Raw genomic sequence first — 24,362 nt, forward strand, 5'->3', positions numbered from 1 at the left:
CCCGGTGGGCAGAATCGTGCGGCGGGACATCCTGGGGGCACGGTTTGTGGGGGACCAGATGGACATCGGCACGCAGGGCGCACAGGCCCCGGCCGACCTCGCCTGGCTGCGCGGCGTGGACGCCTACACGATGGGCGCCTACCCGCAGGCCGAGGAGGAGTTCAGGGCCGCGGTTCGCCTCGATCCCGGCATGGCGGACGGCTGGCTCGGCCTCCATGCGCTGAGGGTCGACACGACGACCGCGCTGCTGCGCATGTACCGCCATCGCGAGCGCTTCGGCGAGCAGCGCACCCGCCATCGGCGCACGCTCAACTCCTGGTACTGGCTCGGCTGGTGGGTGCAGCCGGTGCTGGAGAGCGCGCGCGATCTGCTGCTCGCGCACGCCTCGCACTGGCTGGACGGCCGCCATGTCCCCGAGCTGGACCGGGCGCTCGCGGGCCTGCCGCCGGTGGACGCGGACCCGCAGGTGCGTTTCCTGCATGCCTGCCGCTCGTATCTGGTCAAGGACTGGGAGCAGCTCGTACGCAACACCGAGCAGCTGACGGACGATCCGCTGCTCGGCATCGAGGCGGGGCTGTTCGGCGGCATGGCGCGGGTGCGGCTGGAGATGTACGGGCAGGCCGAGCCGCTGCTCTCCACCGCCCTGATGCGCTGTCGCAGCGAGCAGCCGCAGCGCAAGGAGCTTCGCTACTGGCTGGCCCGTGCGCACGAAGGCACCGGTCGCAGCGCCGCCGCCCTGCCGCTCTACCGGGCGGTGCACCGCATCGACCCGGCGTTCATGGACACCTCTGCGCGGCTCGCCGCCATCGCCGACTACGACGGCCTGGAGGGCTCCGACGAGGCCGCGGGGCTGGCCGCCGTGTCGCTGGCCGGGCTCGGCACGGACAACACCGTGTCGGAGGCCCAGCCGGAGGCTGATCCGCTGCTCGGCGCCGATCCGCTGGACGGCCGGGAGCTGCGGCCCGGCGGTGAGGGGCCCGGTCTTCCGGGCATCGGAATGCCGCCGCCGTCCGGCGGGGCCCGGCGCAGGGCGGCGGTGCCCGGACAGCCGCCGTCCCCGTTCCCGGCGGGGCCCAGCGATCCGGTGCTGCTCGCCGAGGCGCTGGCCGAGCTGGAGCGGATGGTGGGTCTGGAGCCCGTCAAGCGCCAGGTCAAGGCGTTGTCCGCGCAGCTGAACATGGCGCGGCTGAGGTCCGGCCAGGGGATGCCCGTGCAGCCGCCGAAGCGCCATTTCGTCTTCTCCGGCCCGTCCGGCACCGGCAAGACCACGGTGGCCCGCATCCTGGGCCGGGTCTTCTACGCGCTGGGGCTGCTCGGCGGCGATCATCTGGTCGAGGCCCAACGGGCGGATCTGGTGGGCGAGTTCCTCGGCCAGACCGCGGTCAAGGCCAATGAGCTGATCGACTCGGCGCTCGGCGGGGTGCTCTTCGTCGACGAGGCGTACAGCCTCGCCAACAGCGGTTACAGCAAGGGCGACGCGTACGGCGACGAGGCCCTGCAGGTCCTCCTCAAGCGCGCGGAGGACAACCGGGACCATCTCGTCGTCATCCTCGCGGGCTACCCGGAGGGCATGGACCGGCTGCTGGCCACCAATCCGGGGCTCTCCTCGCGCTTCACCACCCGGGTGGACTTCCCGAGCTACCGGCCGCTGGAGCTCACCTCGATCGGCGAGGTGCTGGCGGCGGAGAACGGCGACGCGTGGGACGAGGAGTCCCTGGACGAGCTGCGTTCCATCAGCGGCCATGTCGTCGAGCAGGGCTGGATCGACGAGCTGGGCAACGGACGGTTCCTGCGCACCCTGTACGAGAAGAGCTGCGCCTACCGCGATCTGCGGCTCTCCGGCTATGCGTCCGTGCCGGGCCGGGACGATCTGGCCACCCTGCGGCTGCCGGACCTGATGCAGGCGTACGGCGAGGTGCTGTCCGGCCGGGGGCCGACGGACCGGGGGCCGCAGGAGCCGCCGGGCCTGTGAGTCCCCGGTTGCCGGAGGGACCGGGCGACGGCCCCTCCGGCAACCCGGAAGGTGTTGCTAGCGGACCGACGCGGTGAGTTCGCCGTAGCCGGTCGTCGTGCTCGCGGGCTCTGCCGCCCGGCGCGGGACCCCGACCCGGTGGGCCGGGTCCCGCACCTCGCCGACGAGCATCTCCAGGACGTCCTCCATGGCGACCAGGCCGAGAATCCGGCCGGACGCGTCGGCGACCTGTGCCAGGTGCGTCGCCGCCCTGCGCATCACGGTCAGGGCGTCGTCCAGGGGCAGTTCGGCCCGTACGGTCGCCATCGGGCGCCATACGTGCTGGGGGACGGCCCGCTCGCCGTCCTCCAGGTCCAGGACGTCCTTGACGTGCAGATAGCCCATGAACGGACCGCCGCCCTCCGCGCACACGGGAAAGCGCGAGTAGCCGGTGCGTACGGTCAGCTCCTCGATCCGGTGCGGGGTGACGGACGGGTCCACGGTCACCAGGGAGGCTCGGCTGAGCAGCACGTCGGTGACCGGCCTGCTGCCCAGCTCCAGTGCGTCCTCCAGCCGCTCCTGCGCCTCCGGCTCCAGCAGTCCGGCCTGGCCGGAGTCCTCGACGAGCCGGTTGAGCTGCTCGCTGGTGAAGACGGCCTCCACCTCGTCCTTCGGTTCGACGCCGAAGATCCGGAGTACCAGCCGGGCGCAGGCGCCCAGTGCGGCGGTGACCGGGCGGCAGAGGCGGGCGAAGCCGACGAGTCCGGGGCTGAGCCAGAGCGCGGTCTTCTCCGGCGCCGCCATCGCGAGGTTCTTCGGGACCATCTCGCCGATGACGAGGTGGAGGAAGACCACGAAGACGAGTGCCAGGACGTAGCCGAGCGGATGGATGAGGCCCTCGGGCAGGTGGACCGCCTGGAAGACCGGCTCCAGCAGATGGGCGACGGTCGGTTCGGCGACGGCGCCGAGGGTCAGTGAGCAGACGGTGATGCCGAACTGGGCGGCGGCCATCATCTGCGGCAGGTTCTCCAGTCCGTACAGCACCTGGCGGGCCCGGCCCGACCCGGCCGCCGCGAGCGGCTCGACCTGGCTGCGCCGTACGGAGACGAGGGCGAACTCGGCACCGACGAAGAAGCCGTTCGCCAGCACGAGGAGCCCGGCGAAGAGCAGTTGGACCAGGCTCATCGCACGGCCTCCAGGAGCTCATGGGCCACCGGGGCCCCGGCACCGGCCGGCCCGGCCGTGCGCACGAAGCGGACCTTCTCGGCGCGGTAGTGGCCGACCTGGCGGACGGAGATCCGCCAGCCGGGCAGCTCGGCCCGGTCGCCGGGGGCGGGGATGCGTCCCAGCAGATCGGCGACGAGTCCGGCCACGGTCTCGTACGGTCCGTCGGGGACGTCGAGTCCTATCCGGCGCAGGGTGAGAACCCGGCAGCTGCCTTCGGCGTCCCAGGCCTGGCAGCCGTCCTCCGCGGTGGCGGGGGCCAGTTCGGGCCGGTCGGCGCCCTCGGCGTCGTGCTCGTCCCTGACCTCGCCGACGAGCTCCTCGATGATGTCTTCGAGGGTGACGACGCCGGCGGTGCCGCCGTATTCGTCGACCACAACGGCGATCGGCTGCTCATTGCGGAGTCGCTGGAGCAGCTGTTCGACGGGCAGGGTCTCCGGGACCAGCAGCGGCGCTACGGCGATCCGTCCGGCCGGGGTGCGCAGCCGGTCCTGGGCGGGCACGGCGAGCGCGTCCTTGAGGTGGATCATGCCGACGACCTCGTCGATCCGCTCCCGGTAGACGGGGAAGCGGGAGAGGCCGGTGGCGCGGGTGAGGTTGAGGACGTCCTGTGCGGTCGCCGAGGACTGCAGGGCGCTGACCTTCACCCGGGGGGTCATGACGTGCTGGGCGGTGAGCCCGGCGAGCGAGAGGGTCCGTACGAAGAGATCCGCGGTGTCCTGTTCGAGGGTGCCGGCCTCGGCCGAGTGCCGGGCCAGGGAGACCAGCTCCCCGGGGGTGCGGGCGGAGGCCAGCTCGTCGGTGGGTTCGACGCCCAGCAGTCGCACCAGCCGGTTGGCCACGGTGTTCAGCAGGCTGATCACCGGCCGGAAGACGGCGGAGAAACGGTGCTGGGGGCCGGCGACGAACCGGGCGACCTGGAGCGGCCGGGAGACCGCCCAGTTCTTGGGCACGAGTTCGCCGATCACCATCTGGACGGCGGAGGCCGCCATCATCCCGATCACCACGCTGATGCCGGGGACCGCGCCGTCGGGCAGGCCGGTCGCGGTGAGGGGGACCTCCAGCAACTGGGCGAGTGCCGGCTCGGCGAGCATGCCGACGACCAGTGAGGTGATGGTGATGCCGAGCTGGGTGCCGGAGAGCTGGAAGGAGAGTTCACGCAGGGCTTCGACGACGGTGCGGGCCCGCCGGTCGCCCTCGGCCGCGGCGCGCTCGGCGTCCGGCCGTTCCACCGTGACGAGCCCGAATTCGGCTGCCACGAAGAATCCGTTGGCGAGGATGAGAAGGAATGCCGCGCTCAGAAGCAGCAGGGGGGTGGTCATGCCGCCGCCTCCGGGGAAGGGGCGGCGCAGGTACTACCGGACGATCCGTCCATTGCTGGAAGGAGTCACTCCTTGGGTCGCAGGAAAGCCCCGCCGGTCTCGATTCTCGTGGACCTCTGGTCGCGGGGCGGGGTGCGCAGGGGCACCGCCGCCCTCCAGAGTAATCAAGAAGAGGCCGTGCGGGGCAGGGGGCTCAGCCGATGTCCGTTCCGGTGCCGTGGTTCTCGGCGAGGGCGCGGAGCGTACGGGCGTCGCGGATGGCCTGCTGCTTGGCGATTCCGGGCTGGATGCCGAGGGCGGGCATGCTGGTCCCGTCGCTCAGGTCGAGAAAGACCCAGGGGTCACCGACACGCAGGTTGACCCGGAGGATCTCCGCCCAGGACAGCCGGCGCGTCCGGGTGAGATTGACCACGGTCACCCCGTCCTCGTTCGCGACGACCTTCGGGCGGCTGAGCAGCGCGAGCACGCCGAAGAACAGCAGCGCCGTGAAGACGAAGCTGGCCCGCTCCCCCGGGCTCAACTGCTCCAGGGTCAGGGCGATGACGGTGATGACGACGAACATCGCCGCCCCCACGGTCAGCAGGACCACCCGGGTTCGGGTCGGCCGGAACGTGACCGGGAGGGTGGGGAGTTCGGGCCGGGGTGCGGGGGCGGACATGATGTTCTTCTGTCTTCCGGGTGGTCGCCCGGCCGTCAGAGGCGGCAGGCGTGGATGGCGGTGGTGAGGATGGCGCGGGCGCCGAGATCGTACAGATCGTCCATGATCCGCTGGGCCTCCCGGGCCGCGACCATGGAACGGACGGCGACCCAGCCCTCGTGGTGCAGCGGGGAGATGGTCGGCGACTCCAGGCCCGGGGTGAGGGCGACCGCGCGCTCCAGGTGCTCGACGCGGCAGTCGTAGTCCATCATCACGTAGGAGCGGGCGACCAGGACGCCCTGGAGGCGGCGGAGGAACTGCTGCACCTTGGGGTCGTCGTCGGGTGCGCCGGTGCGGCGGATGACGACGGCCTCCGACTTCATGATCGGCTCGCCGATGACTTCGAGTCCGGCGTTGCGCAGGCTGGTGCCGGTCTCCACGACGTCGGCGATGACCTGGGCGACACCGAGTTCGATGGCGGTCTCGACCGCGCCGTCGAGGTGGACGACGGAGGCGTTGACGCCGGCGTCGGCGAGGTGCTTGGCGACGATGCCCTCGTAGGAGGTGGCGATCGTCTTGCCGTCGAAGTCCTGCGGGCCCTCGGCCGTGCCGGGCTTGGTGGCGTAGCGGAAGGTGGAGCGGGCGAAGCCGAGCTGGAGGATCTCCTCGGAGTCGGCGCCGGAGTCCAGCAGCAGGTCGCGGCCGGTGATGCCGATGTCGAGGCGACCGGAGCTCACGTAGATCGCGATGTCGCGCGGCCTCAGGTAGAAGAACTCCACCTCGTTCTCGGGGTCGACGAGGACGAGCTCCTTGGACTCCTTGCGCTGCTGGTAGCCGGCCTCATGGAGCATCGCCATCGCAGGCCCGGAGAGTGAACCCTTGTTGGGGACGGCGATGCGCAGCATGAGGTCAGGTTTCCTTTGCGAGGAGGGAGTCTTGTACGGATGTGCGGAGTGCTACGTGGTGCTCAGGTCGTGCTCAGAGGTGGGCGTAGACGTCGTCGAGCGAGATCCCGCGGGCGACCATCATCACCTGGACGTGGTACAGCAGCTGGGAGATCTCCTCGGCGGCCGCGTCCTTGCTCTCGTACTCGGCGGCCATCCAGACCTCGGCGGCCTCCTCGACGACCTTCTTGCCGATGGCATGGACACCCTTGTCCACGAGCTCGGCGGTACGGGAGGTGGAGGGGTCGCCGTCGGCGGCCTTGAGCTGCAGCTCGGCGAAGAGCTCTTCGAAGGTTTTGTTCGCCATGATGGTCTTAGAGTAAGGGGTCCGTGCCCTGCGCTCAGCGCCAGGGCTCGCTGACCGTGCGCAGTGTGGCGGCGGTGGCGACGGCCGCGGTGACCGCTTCATGCCCCTTGTCCTCGTTGGATCCTTCCAGGCCGGCCCGGTCGAGCGCCTGCTCCTCGGTGTCGCACGTGAGTACGCCGAAGCCGACCGGGACCCCGGTGTCGACGGCGACCTGGGTGAGACCGTTGGTGACGCCGTTGGACACATACTCGAAGTGCGGGGTACCGCCGCGGATGATCACGCCGAGGGCGACGATCGCGTCGTAGCCGCGGCCCGCGAGGACCTTGGCCACGACCGGGAGTTCGAAGCTGCCGGGCACCCGGAGCAGGGTCGGCTCGTCGATGCCGAGCTCGTGCAGGGCGCGCAGGGCGCCGTCGACGAGTCCGTCCATGATCTTCTCGTGCCACTGCGCGGCGACGACCGCCACGCGCAGGTCGCCACAGTTGCGTACGGACAGTTCGGGTGCGCCCTTGCCACTCATGTCTCTCCTACCGCTCATTTCCGTGATCTCACTGGTTGCCGCAGGTCGACGCCGTGGCGGTGTCGAGCCAGGGCAGGTCGTGCCCCATGCGGTCGCGCTTGGTGCGCAGGTAGCGCAGATTGTGTTCGCCGGCCTGGACGGGCATCGGCTCGCGGCCGGTGACGGCGAGCCCGTGGCGCAGGATGGCGGCCGTCTTGTCGGGGTTGTTGGTCATCAGCCTGAGGCTGTGGACGCCGAGGTCCTTGAGGATCTGGGCGCCGGCCGCGTAGTCCCGGGCGTCGGCGGGCAGGCCGAGCTCCAGGTTGGCGTCGAGGGTGTCGATGCCGCGCTCCTGGAGTTCGTAGGCGCGGAGCTTGGACAGCAGTCCGATGCCCCGGCCCTCGTGGCCGCGCAGGTAGACGACGACGCCGCGGCCCTCCTCGGTGATCCGGCGCATGGACGCGTGCAGCTGGGGGCCGCAGTCGCAGCGCTGGGACTGGAAGATGTCGCCGGTCAGGCACTCGGAGTGGACCCGGACCAGGACGTCGTCGCCGTCGCCGAGGTCGCCGTGGACGAGCGCGACGTGCTCGACGCCGTCGGTGGTGGAGCGGTAGCCGTACGCGGTGAACGCGCCGAATCCCGTCGGCAGCCGTACTTCGGCCTCGCGGCGGACGGTCGGCTCCGAGCTGCGCCGGTAGGCGATCAGGTCCTCGATGGAGATGATCGTGAGGCCGTGCTTGCGGGCGAACGGGACCAGTTGGGGCAGCCGCAGCATCACCCCGTCCTCGCCGGCGATCTCCACGATGGCCCCGGCGGGCCGCAGTCCGGCGAGCCGGGCGAGGTCGACGGCGGCCTCGGTGTGGCCGTTGCGGACCAGCACCCCGCCGGAGCGGGCGCGGAGCGGGAAGATGTGGCCGGGCCGTACGAAGTCGCCGGGGCCGGCCTCGCCGCCGGCCAGCAGCCGGAGCGTGGTGGCCCGGTCGGCGGCCGAGATGCCGGTGGTGACGCCGTGGGCGGCGGACGCGTCGACGGAGACGGTGAACGCCGTGCGCATCGACTCGGTGTTGTGGTCGACCATCTGTGGCAGTTCGAGCCGTTCCAGCTCGTCGTTCTCCATGGGCGCGCAGATCAGACCGCGGCATTCGCTCATCATGAACGCGACGATCTCGGGGGTGGCCTTCTCGGCCGCGATGACGAGGTCGCCCTCGTTCTCCCGGTCCTCGTCGTCGACGACCACGACGGGCCGTCCGGCGGCGATGTCGCGGATCGCCTGCTCGACGGGGTCCAGGCGGAGGTCCTCGGCGGCGTCCTCGTGCTCCCGGTGCAACCAGGTGGGCTGGGCAGTCATGCCGTGGCTCCTTCCAGAGCGGGTGTCCGCGAACGCAGCCACCAGTCGCGCATGCCCCACAGGACGAGGGCGCCGTACACGACGTAGATGAGACCGGAGAAGGCGAGTCCGCTGTGGAAGTTCAGCGGTACGCCGACCAGGTCGACCAGCAGCCAGGCGAACCAGAACTCGACCATGCCGCGGGCCTGGGCGAGCATCGCGACGAGCGTCCCGGCGAATATGTACGCGTCCGCCCACGGGCTCCAGGAGAGCGAGGGGAACGCGGTGAACAGGCCGCCGACCGCGAGGGTGCCGAGTGCGGCGCCGCCCAGCAGGTAGCCGCGCTCGCGCCAGGTGGCGAACCGTACGGCGATGGAGCCGTCCTGGGCCTGCTGCCTGCCCCGGGTCCACTGCTGCCAGCCCCAGACGGCCACGGCGATGACGACGAGCTGCTTGCCGACGCTGCCCGCCTGGTGCACGGAGGCGTTGGCCGCGACCAGCACGACGCCGGACAGCAGCTGGGCGGGCCAGGTCCAGATGGAGCGGAGCCAGCCCAGGGTCAGCGCGATCAGACCGACGGTGTTGCCGATCATGTCGGACCAGATGATGTGCTGCCCGAAGACGGTGAACGCCTCCGAGTTCAGCCAGTGCAGGGCACTCACTTCACCGGCTCCTCGGGCTCCTGCGCGGGGTTGCCGAGCAGTCGCTCGACGTACTTCGCGATGACGTCCACCTCCAGATTGACCGGGTCGCCGGGCTCCTTGATGCCGAGCGTGGTCAGGGCGAGGGTGGTGGGGATGAGGCTGATGGTGAAGTAGTCGGGTCCGGCGTCCACCACGGTGAGACTGACGCCGTCGACGGTGATCGATCCCTTCTCCACCACGTAGCGGGTCAGCTCCGCGGGGAGGGAGATCTTCACGACCTCCCAGTTCTCCGAGATCCTGCGCTCGACGATGCGCCCGGTGCCGTCGACATGGCCCTGGACGATGTGGCCGCCGAGCCGGCCGCCGACCGCCATGGGGCGTTCCAGGTTGACCCGGGAGCCGGTGTCCAGGGCGCCGAGGCTGGACCTGTTGAGGGTCTCGGCCATCACGTCCGCGGTGAACTCGCCCTCGCCGAGGTCGACGACGGTGAGGCAGACACCGTTGACGGCGATGGAGTCGCCGTGCTTGGCGCCTTCGGTGACCACGGGGCCGCGGAGGCGGAATCGGGAGGCGTCGCCGAGCTTCTCGACGGCGGTGACTTCACCCAGTTCTTCGACAATTCCGGTGAACACTCAGTTTCCCTTCCGGGCAGGGCCGGGGACGGCGGTGATGCGCAGATCGGGGCCGATACGGACGGTCTCGGTCACATCGAGGCGCAACGCCTCGGCAATGGTGGAGATTCCGGCATCGGCGAGGGCCGCGGGGCCCGCGCCGAGGAGCACGGGGGCGAGATAGCCGACGACCTTGTCGACCGTTCCCGCAGCGACGAAGGCCCCGGCCAGGGTCGGGCCGCCTTCGAGGAGTACGGAGCGGACGCCGCGCCCGTACAGGGCACGGAGCAGGGCGGGGATGTCCAGGCCGGGGCCGGTGGCGGCGCGCGGCAGCCGCAGGACGGCCGCTTCGGGCAGGTGCCCGGCGTCGGCGTCCTCGGCGACGGCGACCAGGGTGGGCGCGGTGCCGTCGAGGACCCGGGCGCCGGGCCGTACGGCGGTGGCGCCGGTGTCGACGACCACCCGCAGCGGCTGCACGGCGTCCTCGATGCCGCGTACCCCGAGCTGCGGGTCGTCGGTGCGGGCGGTGCCGGAGCCGACCACGACGGCGTCGGCCTCGGCGCGCAGCCGGTGGACGTCGGCGCGGGACTCGGGCGAGGTGATCCAGCGGCTGGTGGCGTCGGCGGCCGCGATCCGGCCGTCGAGGGTCGCCGCGTACTTCCACAGGACGTACGGGCGGCCCAGGCGCACCGAGGTCAGCCAGGCCGCGTTGCCCGCCTCGGCCTCGGCCGCGAGGAGCCCCTGCTCGGCCTCGGTCCCGGCCGCGCGCAGGGTGTCGGCACCGCCGGTGGCCTGCGGATTCGGGTCACCGACCGCGTAGACGACCCGGGCGACCCCGGCCTCGATGAGCGCCTGGGCGCAGGGGCCGGTGCGGCCGGTGTGGTTGCAGGGTTCGAGGGTGACGTAGGCGGTACCGCCCCGGGCCCGGTCGCCCGCGCCGCGCAGGGCGTGGATCTCGGCGTGCGGTCCGCCGGCCCGCTGGTGGAAGCCCTCGCCGGCGTGGCGGCCCGCGGCGTCGACGATGACGCAGCCGACGACGGGGTTGGGGCTGGTGGAGCCGAGACCGCGGGCGGCAAGCGTGATCGCACGGCGCATGGCGGTGATGTCGGCTGCGGTGTCCACCGGGTCCTCCTGCCTCTTCGGGCACGGACTCCGGGGCCTGTCGATGACGACAGATGAAGCGGGAACGCCAACGGGGGAACGCCGAAAATGCCGGAAAACACGGATGGATCGGTTGCCCGAAGACCATCCGCCGACGGCGGCGTACCCGCGAAACGGCCCGCCGCGCACTGCCTCCCATCCGGACTTTAACCGTCGGTCCAGGAATCCCACCTGGTCAACCGGCCGCTGGATGCGGACGGGTCGCGGACTATAACCGCCGGTTCGGAATTGCACCGACCCCGGAGTGCGCTGCTGCTGGTACACGATCAGTGTGCCACGCCCGGCGGAGGACCATATGGGTGAGTGCTTGTGGACTGGCTCACAGGATGGCCGCGGCGAGGGGTGCGGCCGAAGAAGTTGACGCTTAAAGGTCCAGACCTATTGACGCACTGGTCCAGTCCTTTTAATCTCTGCGTCACCTCCGAGGAGCGGTCCCGCGGTGTGCGCGCAGCCGGGGCATCAACACGACCCACCCCCTTGCCAGTTGCGTTCTGCCGAACCTCCCCGGGAGGAACCGAACGTGCTGTCCCCCACCCGTGCGAGAGCCACCCTGCTCGCAGCCGGCGTAGCCGTCGCCGGACTGCTGATGGGCTCGCTCGCCGCCACCCCGTCGGCCGCCGCCGACCAGGAGTCCTGTCGCCCCGACGGGCTCTACGAGACCCCCGGTGTCGCCGTCCCCTACTGCTCGGTCTACGACACCGAGGGCCGCGAGAAGACGGGCGCCGACCACCAGCGGCGGGTCATCGGATACTTCACCGACTGGCGGACCGGCAAGGACGACAAGCCCGCCTACCTCGCCTCCGACATCCCCTGGGACAAAGTCACCCATTTGAATTACGCGTTCGCCCACGTCGACGGCGGCAACAAGATCTCCGTGGGCGCCGACGGGCCGGACAACGCCTCGACCGGCATGACCTGGCCGGGAGCCTGGCTCCCGGCGCCTCGGTGCAGGTCGACTTCGTCTACTACCTGCCCACCTCCACACCGTCGAACCGGACGGTGGCCTTCGGCGGGAAGTCGTACGCCCTCACCGCCGACCTGGCGCGCGGCACCACCCCGGTCGACCCCGGCGCGGGCACGTCCTCACCGTCGCCGGACCCCTCGACCGGCACCGGCCCGACGCCCGGTGGTGACTGCGCCGCACCCGCCTGGAGCGCGGGCTCCGAGTACGGCGCCGGTACGACGGTCAGCCACGGCTCGCACCAGTGGAAGGCCAAGTGGCGGACGAAGGGCGAGACGCCCGGCTCCACCGGTGACCGGGGTGCCTGGCAGGACCTCGGGGCCTGCTGCCCCCCTCCTCCCGTACCGCCCGGCGGTGACCGGATCGCCCCCGGTCGCCGCCGGGCTCACCCATGCTCCGCGGAACGGCGGCGCAGCGCCCGGCTGCGCCCCGAACGGGCCGCGGGGAGCGCAGTGTTCGGGGAACTCCCCGCCCGGCGGTTCAGCCGGACGGCGTGAACAGCTCGTCCTGAGCCGCCTCCCGGGCGGCGAGCAGCGCGCCGCGGAGCACCGCCGCGCCGCCCAGCCGCCCGGCCCTGACCTCGGTGCGCAGCGGTGACATCAGGGTCAGCCGCTCCTCGACCCGTGCCGCGAGCGCGTCTGAGCCCGCGTGGCCGACCTCGCCCGCCAGCAGCACACAGCCAGGGTCGAGGACCGAGGCGATGGCGGCGGCGCCGACCGCGAGACGGCCGGCGAGGGCGTCCAGGAACGCCTCGCCGTCCCCCTCCCCCGCCAGCGCGGCCCGCACGGCGAACGCCGCGCCCGGTTCCTTGTCCCCCTCGGCGGTGCCCGGAGGCACGGCGATGCCGTGGGCGGCGGCCAGTTCACAGACCGGGGCGGAGCCCACCAGCGCGTGGAACCCGCCGTCGCAGTTGACGGCCGACGGCGTGCCTGCGATGCCGGGCACCGGCAGGAAGCCGATCTCGCCCGCGCCGCCGGAGGCTCCCCGGCGGAGCTTCCCGTCCAGCATGACGGCGGCGCCGACGCCGTGGCCGAGCCAGAAGAGCACGAAGGTGTCGCGGTCGGCCGCCGCGCCGCCGCGGTGTTCGGCGACGGCGGCGAGATTGGTCTCGTTCTCGACCAGCACGGTCGCGGGCAGCCGTTGCTGGAGCACCCGCACCAGTCGCCGGTGCCAGGCGGGCAGCCCGGTGGTGTCGCGCAGCTCGCCGGTGGCCGGGTCGATCAGACCGGGCGCGCCGATGCCGACGCTGTGCAGCGGGCCGGCACCGGCCTCGCGCGCCGTGCGTTCCAGCAGTGCGGCGGCCTGTTCGGCGGCGGCCTCGGTGTCGGTGTCGCTGCCGATGGGCAGGGTGGCCTCGGCGAGCGTGGCGCCGAGGAGATCGGCGACGACCACGGCGACGCTGCCGGTGCGTACGTCGAGGGCGGCGAGATGGGCGCGGTCGGCGGCGATCCCGTACAGCCGGGCGTTGGGACCGCGGCGCTCGGCACCGGCCTCGCCGACGACGCGGATCAGACCGGCCCCCTGCAACCGGTCGACGAGGTCGGCGACGGTGGGCCGGGAGAGGCCGGTCAGGGTCTTCAGCTGCGTGGCCGTCAGCGGGCCGTCCTGCTGGAGCAGTCGCAGGGCGAGCCGGTCGTTGATGGCCCGTGCGGTGCTCGGTGATGCGGGCATGCCGGGATCCTTCCAGATCGCTGACGCACTGGATGCCCAGGCGCACTATTTATCAGGCAGGGTTCCTGATAGTTTACGGCGCGCACCGTGGAGACGGGCGCCGGGACCACCGGCAACAGAGAATTCCCCAGGGGAGGGCACGGAGGTATGACAGCGGATTCCACAGACACGGTCTTCGGCACGGAGCAGGTGAGGCGGGCCAGGTTCGCCGTCGCCGCCGTCTTCACCGTGCACGGCGCGGTGACCGGCAGCTTCGCCACCCGGGTGCCCTGGATCCAGGACCACGCCGGGGTCAGCGCCGGTCAGCTCGGCCTCGCCCTCGCCTTCCCGGCGATCGGCGCCTCGCTCGCCATGCCGCTGGCCGGTGCGATCAGCCATCGCTTCGGCGCCAGGACCGCGCTGCGCGGACTGCTCGCCCTGTGGACGCTGGCGCTGATCCTGCCCTCGATGGCGCCCAACCTGCTGACGCTGTGCGCCGCGCTCTTCGTGTACGGGGCGACGGCCGGTATGTCGGACGTGGCGATGAACGCCCTCGGCGTCGAGGTGGAGAACCGCCTCGACAAGTCGATCATGTCCGGGCTGCACGGGATGTGGAGCGTGGGCGCCCTGATCGGTTCGGCGGCGGGCACGGTGGCCGCGCATCTGGGCACCGACGCCCGGCTGCACCACACCCTGGCCGCCCTCGTGCTCACCACGCTCGGCCTGATCGCCTGCCAGGGCGTGCTGGACCTGCACAGCCGGCCGGACGAGGAGCCGCCGCCGCGCTTCACCCTGCCGCCGAAGTCGGCGCTGATCATCGGCGCGGTGGGCTTCTGCGCGGTGTTCGCCGAGGGGGCCAGCCTGGACTGGTCGGCGGTCTACCTCCGGGACGTCATGGACACCTCCGCCGGGCTCGCCGCGGCTTCCACGACCGCGTTCGCGCTGACCATGGCGGTCGCCCGGATCGCCGGCGACAAGGTCGTCGACCGCTTCGGCGCGGTCCGGACCGTACGGGTCGGCGGCGTCCTCGCCACGGTCGGCGGGATCCTCGTGGTCGCCTCGCCGGACGCGGTGCTCGCGATGTGCGGCTTCGGGCTCCTGGGCCTCGGTGTGGCGGTGGTCGTTCCGCTCGCCTTCGCGGCGGCCGGGCGCAGCGGCCCGAACCCGAGCCAGGCGATCGCGGGCGTCGCCACGATCACGTACACCTCGGGGCTGATCGCCCCGTCCGCGATCGGCTCGCTGGCCGAGGCGACCTCGCTGGTCGTCTCGTTCGGCCTGGTGACGGTGCTCGCGTTCGGTCTGGTGCTGGGGGCCGGGGTGCTGCGGGCGGGCGACCGCAGGCAGATGTCGTCCTCGGACGCCGGTGCCCCGAGCACGAAGTCCGCCGAGCCGCGTCCCTGACCGGCCGGGCCGGCGGACGGCCGGGGCCCGTTCCCCTCCGTCGCCCGCATCCGCCGTGCTCAGGGGCCATGGCCCGGCCGCGAGCACGCCACGATCCGGCATTACCATGGCGCTGATTATTTTTGCGGCAGCGACGTGCCCGGCGAGGCGCTCGGCTCCGCACCTACACAACAGGGAGCGACCATGGGCCTCGGCGTGCGCTGGACCTTGCACGGCGACGGAAAGACCCCCGCACCGGGGGCCGTGGTCCGGCCGGACGAACGGCTCTCCTGGCCCCGTACGTTCGGACTGGGCGCCCAGCACGTGGTCGCGATGTTCGGCGCGTCGTTCGTCGCCCCGGTGCTGATGGGCCTGGACCCGAACCTGGCGATCATGATGTCGGGTGTCGCGACGGCCATCTTCCTGCTGGCCACGCGCGGCCAGGTGCCCAGCTACCTCGGCTGCTCGCTCTCCTTCGTCGGGGTCGCCGCGACGATCCGGGCGAGCGGCGGCAGCAGCGCGGTGGTCACCGGCGCGGTCTTCGCCGTCGGTGTGGTGCTCTTCCTCGCCGGTCTCGCCGTGCAGCACTTCGGCGCCCGGATCATCCACGCGGCCATGCCGCCGGTCGTCACCGGTGCCGTCGTCATGCTGATCGGTTTCAACCTGGCTCCGGTGACCGCGTCGACGTACTGGCCGCAGGACCAGTGGACGGCGCTGCTGGTGATGCTGTTCACCGGATTGGCCGTAGTGTGCCTGCGCGGTTTCTTCTCGCGCATCGCGATCTTCCTCGGCCTGGTCTTCGGGTACGCGCTGTCCTGGGTCCTCGACCGGATCTTCGGCAAGATCCACTCCCCGGCCGGCGGCGCCGGGGCCGTGGACCACTGGCGGCTCGACCTGTCGGGCGTGGCCAAGGCCGACTGGATCGGGCTGCCCTCCTTCCACGCGCCGAGCTTCGAGTGGTCGGCGATCCTGGTCGCGCTGCCGGTGGTCATCGCGCTGATCGCGGAGAACGCCGGGCATGTGAAGGCCGTCGGCGAGATGACCGGCGCCTCGCTGGACGACAAGCTGGGCACCGCGATCGCCGCCGACGGCGCCGCGTCGATGCTGTCGACCGCGGTGGGCGGTCCGCCGAACACCACGTACTCGGAGAACATCGGCGTGATGGCCGCGACCCGGGTCTACTCCACCGCCGCGTACTGGGCCGCCGCCTGCTTCGCCCTGCTCTTCGGCCTCTGCCCCAAGTTCGGCGCGGTCGTCGCCGCCATCCCCGGCGGTGTGCTAGGCGGCATCACCGTCATCCTCTACGGCATGATCGGCCTCCTCGGCGCCCAGATCTGGCTGAACGCCAAGGTCGACCTGCGCAACCCGCTGAACCTGGTGCCGGCCGCCGCGGGCATCATCATCGGCGTCGGCGGGGTCAGCCTGAAGATCACCGACAACTTCGAACTGAGCGGGATCGCGCTCGGCACCATCGTGGTGATCACCGGCTATCACGTGCTGCGCGCCTTCGCCCCGGCACACCTCAAGACCCAGGAACCCCTGCTGGACTCGGGCACCTCGGCGTACGACGAACGGCCGGCGAAGGACGAGGCGTAGTACCGGAAGGGCGAGCTCGGCCGCCGCACAGCCGGCACGTGTCGCGGCCGTTCCCCCGTCGCGCTGGCCGGCATCAACGCGCACATCGGCCACGATCTGCCGCTCGCCGTCGTGGACGCCTGCCGCACACTCGGCTGCGCCCCGCCGGCCCTGGAGGACGAGTTCGACCGGGTGGGCGATCTCCTCGTGATGCTGGAGGAGCGGATCCGCGAGGATCTGATGCCGGGCCCCGATCTGCTGGAACTCGCGGACCCGCTCACCCATCTGCTCGGCTCGTGGAGTCTGGAGCGGGCCCGTGAGGCGGCCTGGTCGGCGGCGCTGGTGCTGTGGCGGCTGCGTGATGTGCCGCTGCTGGCCGAGGAGTTCAGAAAGCGGATGGACGCGGGAGCGGGGCTGGTGGGGCGCTGTCTGCTCACTCCGCATCGCTGACGGCGCCCCGCCCGGCCCTCAGAAACAGTCTCCGTACCAGTGGACCGCACCGGGTGCCGTGACCGTGGCCCGGACGGCGTCTGCGGAGGCGTGCAGCGGGCGTGCCATGCCCACCTGCTCCGCCACCGGCCGGGCGTCCGCCAGCAGGAACGACAGCGCCGCCCGGACCCCGGGAGCGTCGGGGAGCCGGACCCGGGCCCGGCCCAGGCCCGCCGCCCGGCCCCGTTCGCCGACGGCCGCGAACAGCTCGCCCAGACATTCGGGGGCGCCCGCGAATTCGCGCACCTCCACGCACTCCCCCTCGTACTGGGCCACCATCCAGCCGACGAGCGCTCCCGATCCGGGGTCCTCGGCCACGAGCGACCGGTCGAGCGGGCCGTACCAGGCGGGCACCCGCACCGCCCAGTCCTCCGGCGCCCGCAACGAGCTGAGCGGCCGGTTCGCGTTGTACGCGTGGTGCAGCGCGGCCACCTCGGCGGAGTCCCGCGCGGTGGCCTCGCGGATCCGGTACGTCCCGGCGGCGGGCGCGGGCGCGAGCGCCCCCTCGGTGTACGTGCTCTCGAACTCCTGCCATCCCGAGCCCCGGTAGACGCCGGGCGTCCCGGTGAACAGCAGCGACCAGGCGCACTGTTCGGCCCTCATGGTGTGCTCCGCCGCCACGAGCAGCCGCCGCACCAGCCCCTGTCCCCGCGCCTCGGGACGGGTGGCGACGCTGCCGATGCCGCCGACCCGCCGCGGAGTTCCGTCCGCGTCGCGGATCAGCCTCGGTACGTAGACGACGACCGCGTCGATCCCGTCCCCCGAGGCGTTCTGCGCGACGAAGGTGTGCCGGTGGCGGTCCGGGTCGAGGGCGTGCAGGGCGACGATCTGCGGGGCGTCGAAGCACCGCTGCCACAGGGCGGCCAGGGCCGGGTCGTCGGCCGCCGTCGCGGTCCGGATGACGGCGGTCACAGGGTCAGGTTCCCGTCCGTGCGCACCTTGTCGCTGTTCGCGGGCATCGCGCCGCGCTTCGTCCCGTCCTCCACGCACGAGGTGTGCAGGACCGAGTCCAGCGCACCGGGGGCGAGATGGAGCGTGCCGCCGGTGAAGCGGCTCCCGGTGGCCGCGTAGTGGTTGGTGCCGTCATCGATGCGGACATGGGCGGTGTCCGCGTCGGAGGCGGCGCTGCTGAGCGCGCTGATGTCCCAGGTCACCTTTCCCGGACCGGCCGCACGGCCGAGCAGCGCCTTGGCCTTGTTGCTGCCGGTGAGACGGGCGCCGCCGGTGACGGTGATGCGCTGGTCGCGCACGGCGCTGAGTTCGATGCCGGTGTTGTCGTAACTGCCGCCGTCGATCCGCAGATCCGCGGATCCGACCGAGAGCGGGGCCGCGTTCTCGGCGCCGGTGATTGTGCAGTCGGTGAAGTGGACGGGCCCCGCCCCGCGCAGGATCGCGCCGTCGACGCCCTTGAACGTGCAGCGTACGAAGTGCACGGGCGCGGTGACCGGGGTCTGTACGAGGACGGCGCCCGCGGGCGGCTCGAAGGAACAGTCGCTGATGGTGGTCGGCCGGGTGGAGCGGGCGGAACGCTGGGCGACGGCGAAGGTCTTCGCGGTGCAGCCGCGCACCTGGGCGCCGTCGGCGTTGACGGTGAGGGTGCCGGCCTGGTCGAAGGTGGGGCGCGCGATCACCGTGATGTCCTCGAGGGTCAGATCGGTGATCTTGGTGTTGGCGGTGAACCAGGAGCAGACATGTCTGCGCACGGTGATCCGCTTCGCGGAAATCCCCCACTGCGCACCGGAGTTGGCGATGTCCATCAGTCCGGAGTTGCCGTCGAAGAGCAGATCGTGCTCGTACTGCCCGTGCGTCGTGAAGGGGTTGCCGCCCGCGTCGTCGCCGTCGCCGTGGCAGTTCACGACGGTGCAGTAGGCGGAGGCGGTGAGGTCGTTGAGGTGGCGCACATTGCTGGTGGTGCAGTCCGCGACCCGCCCGTACAGGCAGTAGATCTGCTGGGTGAGATAGCCCGCGCCGCCGTACTCGACGGTGGGCGGGTTCTTCAGCGAGCACTCCTCGGTGCGGAAGCGGGTGCACCAGCGGCGCATGATGACCGGCCAGAAGGTGCCGGTGGCATGGATCCCGGAGACGTCGCAGCCCACCGCGTACTCGAAGCTGACGGGGTGCGAGCCGGTGTACTCGTCGGGGCCGGCGCCCTCGAAGACCATGTTGCGGATGTGCGTGTTGCGGACCGGTTCGACGCGGGTCCAGGTGAGGTTGCGGCCCGCGGCGAGTTCCCAGCCGTTGAGGTAGCCGATCCGGATGTGTCCCGCGTCGACGATCTCGGTGATCTCGACCAGCTTCTGCAGTTCGCGCTCGTCACCGCCGCCGCCCGCGGCCGGGTCGACCTGCACGGCCCACCACTGACCGACCTCGAACGCCTTGGCGTCGGGGACCGGGAAGGTGTCGGTGAGCTCGATGACCTTGCCGGAGAGCGCGTGCCTGACGGTGGTGTCGGTGACGGTGCCGCGGAAGGAGAGGACGGCGCCGAAGGGGTTGTCGTGGGTGTTCTTCTCGATGCCTTCGGTGCGTATGTGGTGGCCGCCGAAGTCGAGTTCGATGTTCGAGCGGTCGAAGAGGTGGCGTTGGGTGAAGAGGAGGTCGGTGTGGGCTTCGATGCGGTGGACGCTGTTGTCGGCGATCATGGCGTCGAGGGCGGCGTCGGCGGGGGTCTTCGCGTCGAAGTGGCCGAAGGTGCGGAAGTCGAGGGTTCCGGTGTGGAGCTGGTGCCAGCGGCCGGTGCTGTTCTTGGCGGGGGCGATGACGGTGCCGCCGTTGTGTGCGGCGTCGGACTTCTTGTGCCAGCGCACGGCCATGGAGCCGCCGTCGCCGGGGGTGCGGTAGCCGGCGATCAGGACCTGGGTGCCGTCGTCGAGCGGCTTGGTGTTCAGGGCGCGCAGTGCGGCGACCGTGTCGACGCGGAGCACATCGCCGGTGTGCGAGGGTGCGGCCTGCGCGGAACCGGCGGCCACGGCCGAACCGGCCATGACCAGACCGGCCAGACCCGAAGCCCGCAACAGATTCCGGCGGGACGAAGCGGAGGACGGAGCAGGGGACGAAGCATTGACGGACATGACGGAGGCGCTCCTCGCGTTGTCGATGCGTGCTCGGTGAGAACCGACTGCCGGTCGGTCGCGGTCAGATCGTGTTGAGGTACGGCGGCATGAAGCGCATACGCGGCATCTGGTCGGCCAGCACTCCCCCGTCGACGACGATGCGTGCCCCGGTGAGATACGCCCCGGCGTCCGAGGCGAGCAGCAGCAGCGCACCGACGCACTCGTCGGGCTGCGCGTACCTGCCGAGCGGGATGCGCTCGCGGTAGGCGGATTCGAAGGCCTCCCGGTCGAAGGGGAATTCGCCGTCGATGGGCGTCTCGACCATGCCGGGGGCGAGGGTGTTGGCGGTGATGCCGTGCGGGGCGAGTTCGACCGCCAGGGTCTCGGTGAGCAGTTGGGCGGCGGCTTTGGAGGCGTTGTAGTGGGCCAGGCCGGCCTCCGCCACCAGGGCGTTCTTCGACGTGATGGTGATGATGCGGCCCGCGACCGAGTCCGCCGTCATGTGTTCGGCGATGCGCTGGCTGAGGAAGAAGACGGCGTCGACATTGACCCGCATGATGTGCGACCAGCTCGCGGGGGTGATCTCGTTGAAGCGCTCCAGCGCCGCCGTGCCCGCGTTGTTGACCAGGATGTGCAGCGGTCCCGCCTCGGCGCGTACGGCGTCGACGAAGCCGGGCAGCGCGTCGATGTCCGCGAGATCCTGTCCGTACGTCCGGCAGCCGCGGCCGAGTGCTTCGATCGCCGCCGCGGTCTCGGCGACGCCCTCGGCACCGGGCAGGTCGACGAGGACCAGATCGGCGCCCGCCTCCGCGAGGCCCACGGCGAAGGACCGGCCGAGGCCCCGGGCGGCCCCGGTCACGACCGCGGTGCGGCCGGTCAGATCGAAGCGGTCGATCCCGCGGGGCGGAACGGCTGCGGTCATGGCGGGGGTTCCTCCAGGCGGAGAGGTACGGAGAGGCGGAGAGGTACGGAGGCGGAGGGGGTGGGTCGGGTCCGGTCCTGATCGCCGGACGGGTCCGGGCCGCCGCGCTGGGACACATGGGTGATGGCGCGGCGGCCCGGCTGCCGGTCGGTGCCGGGCGACAGGGGGATGACCCCGGCACCGTACCGGCAGGTTCGGGGGAACGGCCGGGTCAGCCGTTCAGGCCCAGCAGGTCCAGCGACGGCCGGTGGATGATCTCCTCCACCGCGTCCGCGTCGAGCGGCGGCAGTCCGGGGATGCCGGGGATCCGGGCGATCTCCCGCAGCCCCTTCACCGAGTCGTCGACCGTCGTGAACGGGTAGTCGCTGCCGAACATCAGCTTGTCGAAGACCCCGTAGTCCTGGACCAGCCGGAGGCTGTGCCAGAGCTGGAAGGGCCGGTAGTGCAGGGCGCTGATGTCCGCGTACACGTGCGGGTGCTTGCGGATGACCGCGATGCACTCGCCCTCGAAGGGGTGGCCGAGGTGGGCGAGGACCATCCGCAGTTCCGGGTGGCGGATGGCGACCGCGTCCAGGTGGCGGGGCATCGCCCACTCCAGCGGCGCGCTCGACACGAAGGTGGTGCCGGTGTGCACGAGCAGCGGGAGTCCGTGCCGTTCGGCGTACGTGTACAGCTCGTCGTACTCCTCGGCGGCCGGGTCGAAGCCCGCGTACATCGGCATCAGTTTGATGCCGCGCAGGCCCAGTTCCTGGTGGCCGTACCTGAGTTCGTCCTGCCAGCCGGGCTGGGTGGGGTCGAGGGACAGGTAGCCGATGAGCCGGTCGGGGTGCTGTGCGGTGTACGAGGCGACGGCGGCGTCGTCGACCCAGAGGCCGCTGCGCCGGGCCTTGCCGCCGACGACGATCGTGCGGGTGCCCTCGGGGGCGGTGGCGGCGTACTCCTCCCACTTCACCGTGAGGTCGACCTCGCCCGCGTGGGCGCGGGCGGAGTCGGACTTGAACGGGTCGGTGAAGTCGTGGCTGTGCCGGAAGAGATGCGAGTGGACGTCGACGATCATGTCCGGTTCCGCTTCTCCCAGCCGTCCGCGAACATGTTCCAGAAGCGGTGGCTGGGCGGGTGTTCCTCGAAGACCTCGTCGACGAGCTCGACACCGAGGCCCGGTGCGGTCGGCAGGCCGATGCGGCCGTCGACGATCGGGAGGGTGCCCTTGAGCGCGTCGAAGACGTAGTCCTCAAGGAGTCCGTCGAAGGTTTCGAGGATCTTGAAGTTGGGGATTCCGAGCGTCGCGTGCACCGAGACGGTGGTGCAGAGCGGCGAGTTGGAGTTGTGCGGGGCCACGAGCATGCCGTGGGTATCGGCGGTCGCGGCGAGCTTCCTGACCTCGGTGAAGCCGCCGGCCATGGAGAGGTCGGGCTGAATGATGTCGACCGCGTTGGTGGCGAAGAGCTGCTTGTACTCGTAGCGGTTGTGGAAGTGCTCGCCGCCGGAGATCGGGAACGCGGCGCGCTGCCGGAGTTCCGCGTAGCGCTCGATGTGGGTCCACGGCATCGGCTCCTCGAACCAGCCGATGTCGAAGGGTTCCAGCTCCCGCACCAGTCGGGCAGCGGTCGGCATGGCGAACCGGGCGTGGCCCTCGATGAAGAGGTCGATGTCCGGTCCGATGGCCTCGCGGACGGCGGCCACGAGGTCGACGGAGCGGCGCAGCTCGGCGCGCTCCAGCTCGTGCAGTCCGGGGCCGAAGGGGTCGAACTTGAGGGCGGTGAAGCCCTTCGCCACGGTCTCCTTCGCCTTGGCCGCGAAGGTCTCGGGCTCGCGTTCGCCGGTGTACCAGCCGTTGGCGTACACCCGTACGTCGTCCCGGCAGGCGCCGCCGGTCAGCCGGTACGCGGGGACACCGAGCGCCTTGCCCATCAGGTCGTACATCGCCTGGTCGAGGCCGGACAGGGCGACGCCGCCCATGTCGCCGCCGCGCAGGAAGTCGCCCTGGTAGACGCGGAGCCAGAGCTCCTCGATGTCGAAGGGGTCGGCGCCGATGAGATGGCGCTGGGCCAGCGCCTCGGTCAGCGCGCAGACCTCGCGGACGCGGTAGGGGTGGGTGATCTCGCCGATGCCGGACAGGCCCTCGTCGGTGTGGACCCGGACGTAGCCGAAGTCGCGCCAGGAGGTGCCGAGCATCAGGGTCTCGACACGGGTGATCCGTCCGGCGGGGCCGGCCGGGCGGGTGCGGTTGACAGTCAGCATCAGCGGGTCGCCCCGCCCATGGTGGAGGTGTTCTCCAGGTCGCGGGCGCCGCCGTCGGCGAGCACGGCCTTGACCGCGGCCTCGGTGCCCTCGACGAGACGGTCGACGTCCGCGTCGGTGTGCGCGTAGCTGATGTGGCTGCGCTTGAGGTTGAGCGGCAGCTCGAACAGGCCGTGGTCGAGGAGCTTGCGGCGGTAGCCGACGAACAGCGAGGCGTCGTTGTTCAGCAGGTCCGCGTAGGTGCGGGGGGCCTCGCCCGGCATGAAGTAGCTGACGAAGACGGAGCCGTAGCCGGTGACGACCGCGGGGACGCCGAGGCGCTCGTACAGTCCGGTCAGTTCGGTGCGGACACGCCCGCCGAGCCGGAAGACGTGCTCGTGGACCGGCTCCTCGCGGAGCTTGCGCAGGGTGGCGAGGGCGGCGGCGACGACGGACGGGTGGCCGTTGTACGTGCCGGCGAAGAAGGCGGGGGCGCCGGGACGGGTGGAGAAGAGGTCCATCAGGTCGGCCCGGCCGCCGATCGCGCCGACGGGGGCGCCGTTGGCGATGGCCTTGCCGAGGGTGGTGAGGTCGGGGGTGACGCCGGAGATCTTCTGCCAGCCGCCGATGTCGTGGCGGAAGCCGGTGATGACCTCGTCGAAGATCAGGACGCTGCCCGCCTTCGTGGTCTCCTCGCGCAGCGTGGTGAGGAACTCCTGGTACGGCAGGAGCGCCCCGACGTTGTGCGGGACGGGCTCGACGATCACGGCGGCGATGTCGGAGCCGTGCTCGGCGAAGGCACGGCGGACGGCCTCGCTGTCGTTGAACGGCAGGACGAGGGTGGCTTCGAGGACCTCGGGCAGGATGCCGGTCGAGATCGGGTCGTGGCCGCCGACCTTCTCGGGTGCGGAGATGACGTTGAGGCTGACGGCGTCGTGCCAGCCGTGGTAGCAGCCCTGGAACTTGACGACCAGGCGGCGGCCGGTGGCGGCGCGGGAGACACGCAGCGCGTGGAACGTCGCCTCGCTGCCGGTGCTGGTGAGCAGCACCTTCTCGATCGAGGGGATCAGCTCGGCGAGCTGTTCGGCGAGGAGGACCTCGCCCTCGGTGACGCCGACGCCCATGTGGCCGAGGGTGGCACCGGCCTCCGCGGTGGCGCGGGCCACGTCGGGGTCGTTGTGGCCGAGCAGGGGCGGGCCGAACGCCGAGTGGAAGTCGGTGTACTCGCGTCCGTCGGCGGTACGGAACCGTGCGCCGTCCGTCCCCGTGACGACCAGGTCGGTCAGTCCGGGAACACTGCGCTGACCGCTGTTCACGCCGCCGGGTACGACCTGGCGGGCGCGCTCGGCGAGTCGGGCTCCGGATTCGTTGCCTACCGGGCCTGAACTCATATCGCTTGCTCCTTGCGTCGAGAGTCGTCGGTCTTCGCAGGCCCTGCCCGGCCCGTGAGTCCCTGGCGCCATCCGCCCGGCAGTCGCCGCAGGAAGA

21 protein-coding genes, 2 pseudogenes and 1 riboswitch are annotated in these 24,362 nt (G+C 71.5%); of the genes and pseudogenes, 6 read left to right on the forward strand and 17 right to left on the reverse strand.

The window, feature by feature from the left end:
* The first annotated feature begins 58 nt into the window (after positions 1-58).
* The gene (locus tag ACFVX4_RS10125) at positions 59-1,972 is read left to right on the forward strand and encodes an AAA family ATPase (protein WP_389974066.1); all 1,914 of its coding nucleotides are present in this window, start codon (positions 59-61) and stop codon (positions 1,970-1,972) included.
* 57 nt (positions 1,973-2,029) lie between these two features.
* On the opposite strand, the gene ACFVX4_RS10130 is transcribed toward ACFVX4_RS10125, so the two are convergent.
* The 10 genes from ACFVX4_RS10130 to ribD form a co-directional block, all read right to left on the reverse strand.
* Entirely contained in the window at positions 2,030-3,136 is a 1,107-nt protein-coding gene (locus ACFVX4_RS10130; RefSeq protein WP_389974069.1) for a hemolysin family protein, read from the reverse strand.
* Positions 3,133-4,497: a hemolysin family protein gene (locus ACFVX4_RS10135; protein ID WP_389974071.1), complete on the reverse strand. Its 1,365-nt coding sequence runs from the start codon at positions 4,495-4,497 to the stop codon at positions 3,133-3,135. The genes ACFVX4_RS10130 and ACFVX4_RS10135 overlap by 4 nt, the downstream gene beginning before the upstream one ends.
* A 193-nt stretch (positions 4,498-4,690) precedes the next feature.
* Complete coding sequence (locus tag ACFVX4_RS10140) at positions 4,691-5,155, reverse strand: PH domain-containing protein (protein WP_389974073.1); 465 nt, start codon at positions 5,153-5,155, stop codon at positions 4,691-4,693.
* A 35-nt stretch (positions 5,156-5,190) separates the two neighbouring features.
* Complete coding sequence (gene hisG / locus ACFVX4_RS10145; RefSeq protein ID WP_189547690.1) at positions 5,191-6,039, reverse strand: ATP phosphoribosyltransferase; 849 nt, start codon at positions 6,037-6,039, stop codon at positions 5,191-5,193.
* A 73-nt stretch (positions 6,040-6,112) separates the two neighbouring features.
* Positions 6,113-6,385, reverse strand: coding sequence for a phosphoribosyl-ATP diphosphatase (locus tag ACFVX4_RS10150; RefSeq protein WP_389974076.1), 273 nt, complete (start codon positions 6,383-6,385; stop codon positions 6,113-6,115).
* Positions 6,386-6,419: 34 nt separating this feature from the next.
* Positions 6,420-6,905 (reverse strand): 6,7-dimethyl-8-ribityllumazine synthase, encoded by a 486-nt coding sequence (gene ribH, locus ACFVX4_RS10155; RefSeq protein ID WP_266422233.1) that lies wholly within the window; start codon positions 6,903-6,905, stop codon positions 6,420-6,422.
* A 28-nt stretch (positions 6,906-6,933) separates the two neighbouring features.
* Positions 6,934-8,232: a bifunctional 3,4-dihydroxy-2-butanone-4-phosphate synthase/GTP cyclohydrolase II gene (locus ACFVX4_RS10160; RefSeq protein ID WP_385550381.1), complete on the reverse strand. Its 1,299-nt coding sequence runs from the start codon at positions 8,230-8,232 to the stop codon at positions 6,934-6,936.
* Positions 8,229-8,873, reverse strand: a complete 645-nt coding sequence (locus ACFVX4_RS10165) for a nicotinamide riboside transporter PnuC (RefSeq protein ID WP_384755341.1) — start codon at positions 8,871-8,873, stop codon at positions 8,229-8,231. Before ACFVX4_RS10165 ends, ACFVX4_RS10160 begins: the two co-directional genes overlap by 4 nt.
* A complete protein-coding gene (locus ACFVX4_RS10170) occupies positions 8,870-9,487 on the reverse strand; it encodes a riboflavin synthase (protein WP_266422224.1) in 618 nt (205 codons plus the stop codon). The genes ACFVX4_RS10165 and ACFVX4_RS10170 overlap by 4 nt, the downstream gene beginning before the upstream one ends.
* Positions 9,488-10,588 (reverse strand): bifunctional diaminohydroxyphosphoribosylaminopyrimidine deaminase/5-amino-6-(5-phosphoribosylamino)uracil reductase RibD, encoded by a 1,101-nt coding sequence (ribD, locus tag ACFVX4_RS10175; protein WP_389974080.1) that lies wholly within the window; start codon positions 10,586-10,588, stop codon positions 9,488-9,490. It abuts the gene before it with no gap.
* A 160-nt stretch (positions 10,589-10,748) separates the two neighbouring features.
* Positions 10,749-10,879, reverse strand: a riboswitch (FMN riboswitch).
* A gap of 268 nt (positions 10,880-11,147) precedes the next feature.
* On the opposite strand from ribD, the pseudogene ACFVX4_RS10180 reads away from it, so the two are divergent.
* Together ACFVX4_RS10180 and ACFVX4_RS10185 are read left to right on the forward strand one after the other, a co-directional pair.
* Positions 11,148-11,552: pseudogene (locus ACFVX4_RS10180) on the forward strand (chitinase); the annotation flags it as partial.
* A 20-nt stretch (positions 11,553-11,572) separates the two neighbouring features.
* Complete coding sequence (locus ACFVX4_RS10185) at positions 11,573-12,085, forward strand: chitinase C-terminal domain-containing protein (RefSeq protein WP_389974083.1); 513 nt, start codon at positions 11,573-11,575, stop codon at positions 12,083-12,085.
* Here ACFVX4_RS10185 and ACFVX4_RS10190 read toward each other — a convergent pair.
* On the reverse strand, positions 12,069-13,259 hold the full coding sequence (locus ACFVX4_RS10190) for an ROK family protein (protein WP_389974086.1): 1,191 nt from the start codon (positions 13,257-13,259) through the stop codon (positions 12,069-12,071). The genes ACFVX4_RS10185 and ACFVX4_RS10190 overlap by 17 nt on opposite strands.
* A gap of 147 nt (positions 13,260-13,406) precedes the next feature.
* Here ACFVX4_RS10190 and ACFVX4_RS10195 point away from each other — a divergent pair, with 147 nt between their 5' ends.
* From ACFVX4_RS10195 to ACFVX4_RS10205, 3 genes and pseudogenes are all read left to right on the forward strand, one after another.
* The gene (locus tag ACFVX4_RS10195) at positions 13,407-14,639 is read left to right on the forward strand and encodes an MFS transporter (RefSeq protein ID WP_389974089.1); all 1,233 of its coding nucleotides are present in this window, start codon (positions 13,407-13,409) and stop codon (positions 14,637-14,639) included.
* Positions 14,640-14,822: 183 nt separating this feature from the next.
* Entirely contained in the window at positions 14,823-16,214 is a 1,392-nt protein-coding gene (locus ACFVX4_RS10200; RefSeq protein WP_389974092.1) for a uracil-xanthine permease family protein, read from the forward strand.
* Positions 16,215-16,274: 60 nt separating this feature from the next.
* Positions 16,275-16,643: pseudogene (locus ACFVX4_RS10205) on the forward strand (DUF5995 family protein); the annotation flags it as partial.
* 18 nt (positions 16,644-16,661) lie between these two features.
* Here ACFVX4_RS10205 and ACFVX4_RS10210 read toward each other — a convergent pair.
* From ACFVX4_RS10210 to ACFVX4_RS10235, 6 genes are all read right to left on the reverse strand, one after another.
* Positions 16,662-17,594, reverse strand: coding sequence for a GNAT family N-acetyltransferase (locus tag ACFVX4_RS10210; RefSeq protein WP_389974094.1), 933 nt, complete (start codon positions 17,592-17,594; stop codon positions 16,662-16,664).
* Positions 17,591-19,750 (reverse strand): peptidase C14, encoded by a 2,160-nt coding sequence (locus ACFVX4_RS10215; RefSeq protein WP_389974097.1) that lies wholly within the window; start codon positions 19,748-19,750, stop codon positions 17,591-17,593. The genes ACFVX4_RS10210 and ACFVX4_RS10215 overlap by 4 nt, the downstream gene beginning before the upstream one ends.
* Before the next feature lie 64 nt (positions 19,751-19,814).
* Positions 19,815-20,654, reverse strand: coding sequence for an SDR family NAD(P)-dependent oxidoreductase (locus ACFVX4_RS10220; protein ID WP_389974100.1), 840 nt, complete (start codon positions 20,652-20,654; stop codon positions 19,815-19,817).
* A 211-nt stretch (positions 20,655-20,865) separates the two neighbouring features.
* Positions 20,866-21,711 carry an amidohydrolase family protein gene (locus ACFVX4_RS10225; RefSeq protein WP_385326752.1) on the reverse strand — a complete coding sequence of 282 codons (846 nt, stop codon included), beginning with the start codon at positions 21,709-21,711 and terminating at the stop codon, positions 20,866-20,868.
* Complete coding sequence (locus ACFVX4_RS10230) at positions 21,708-22,895, reverse strand: mandelate racemase/muconate lactonizing enzyme family protein (protein ID WP_389974103.1); 1,188 nt, start codon at positions 22,893-22,895, stop codon at positions 21,708-21,710. Before ACFVX4_RS10230 ends, ACFVX4_RS10225 begins: the two co-directional genes overlap by 4 nt.
* Complete coding sequence (locus tag ACFVX4_RS10235) at positions 22,895-24,265, reverse strand: aspartate aminotransferase family protein (RefSeq protein ID WP_389974105.1); 1,371 nt, start codon at positions 24,263-24,265, stop codon at positions 22,895-22,897. Before ACFVX4_RS10235 ends, ACFVX4_RS10230 begins: the two co-directional genes overlap by 1 nt.
* Between the last annotated feature and the right edge of the window lie 97 nt (positions 24,266-24,362).

This window comes from Streptomyces sp. NPDC058240, from assembly GCF_042882135.1.
Lineage (GTDB): Bacteria > Actinomycetota > Actinomycetes > Streptomycetales > Streptomycetaceae > Streptomyces.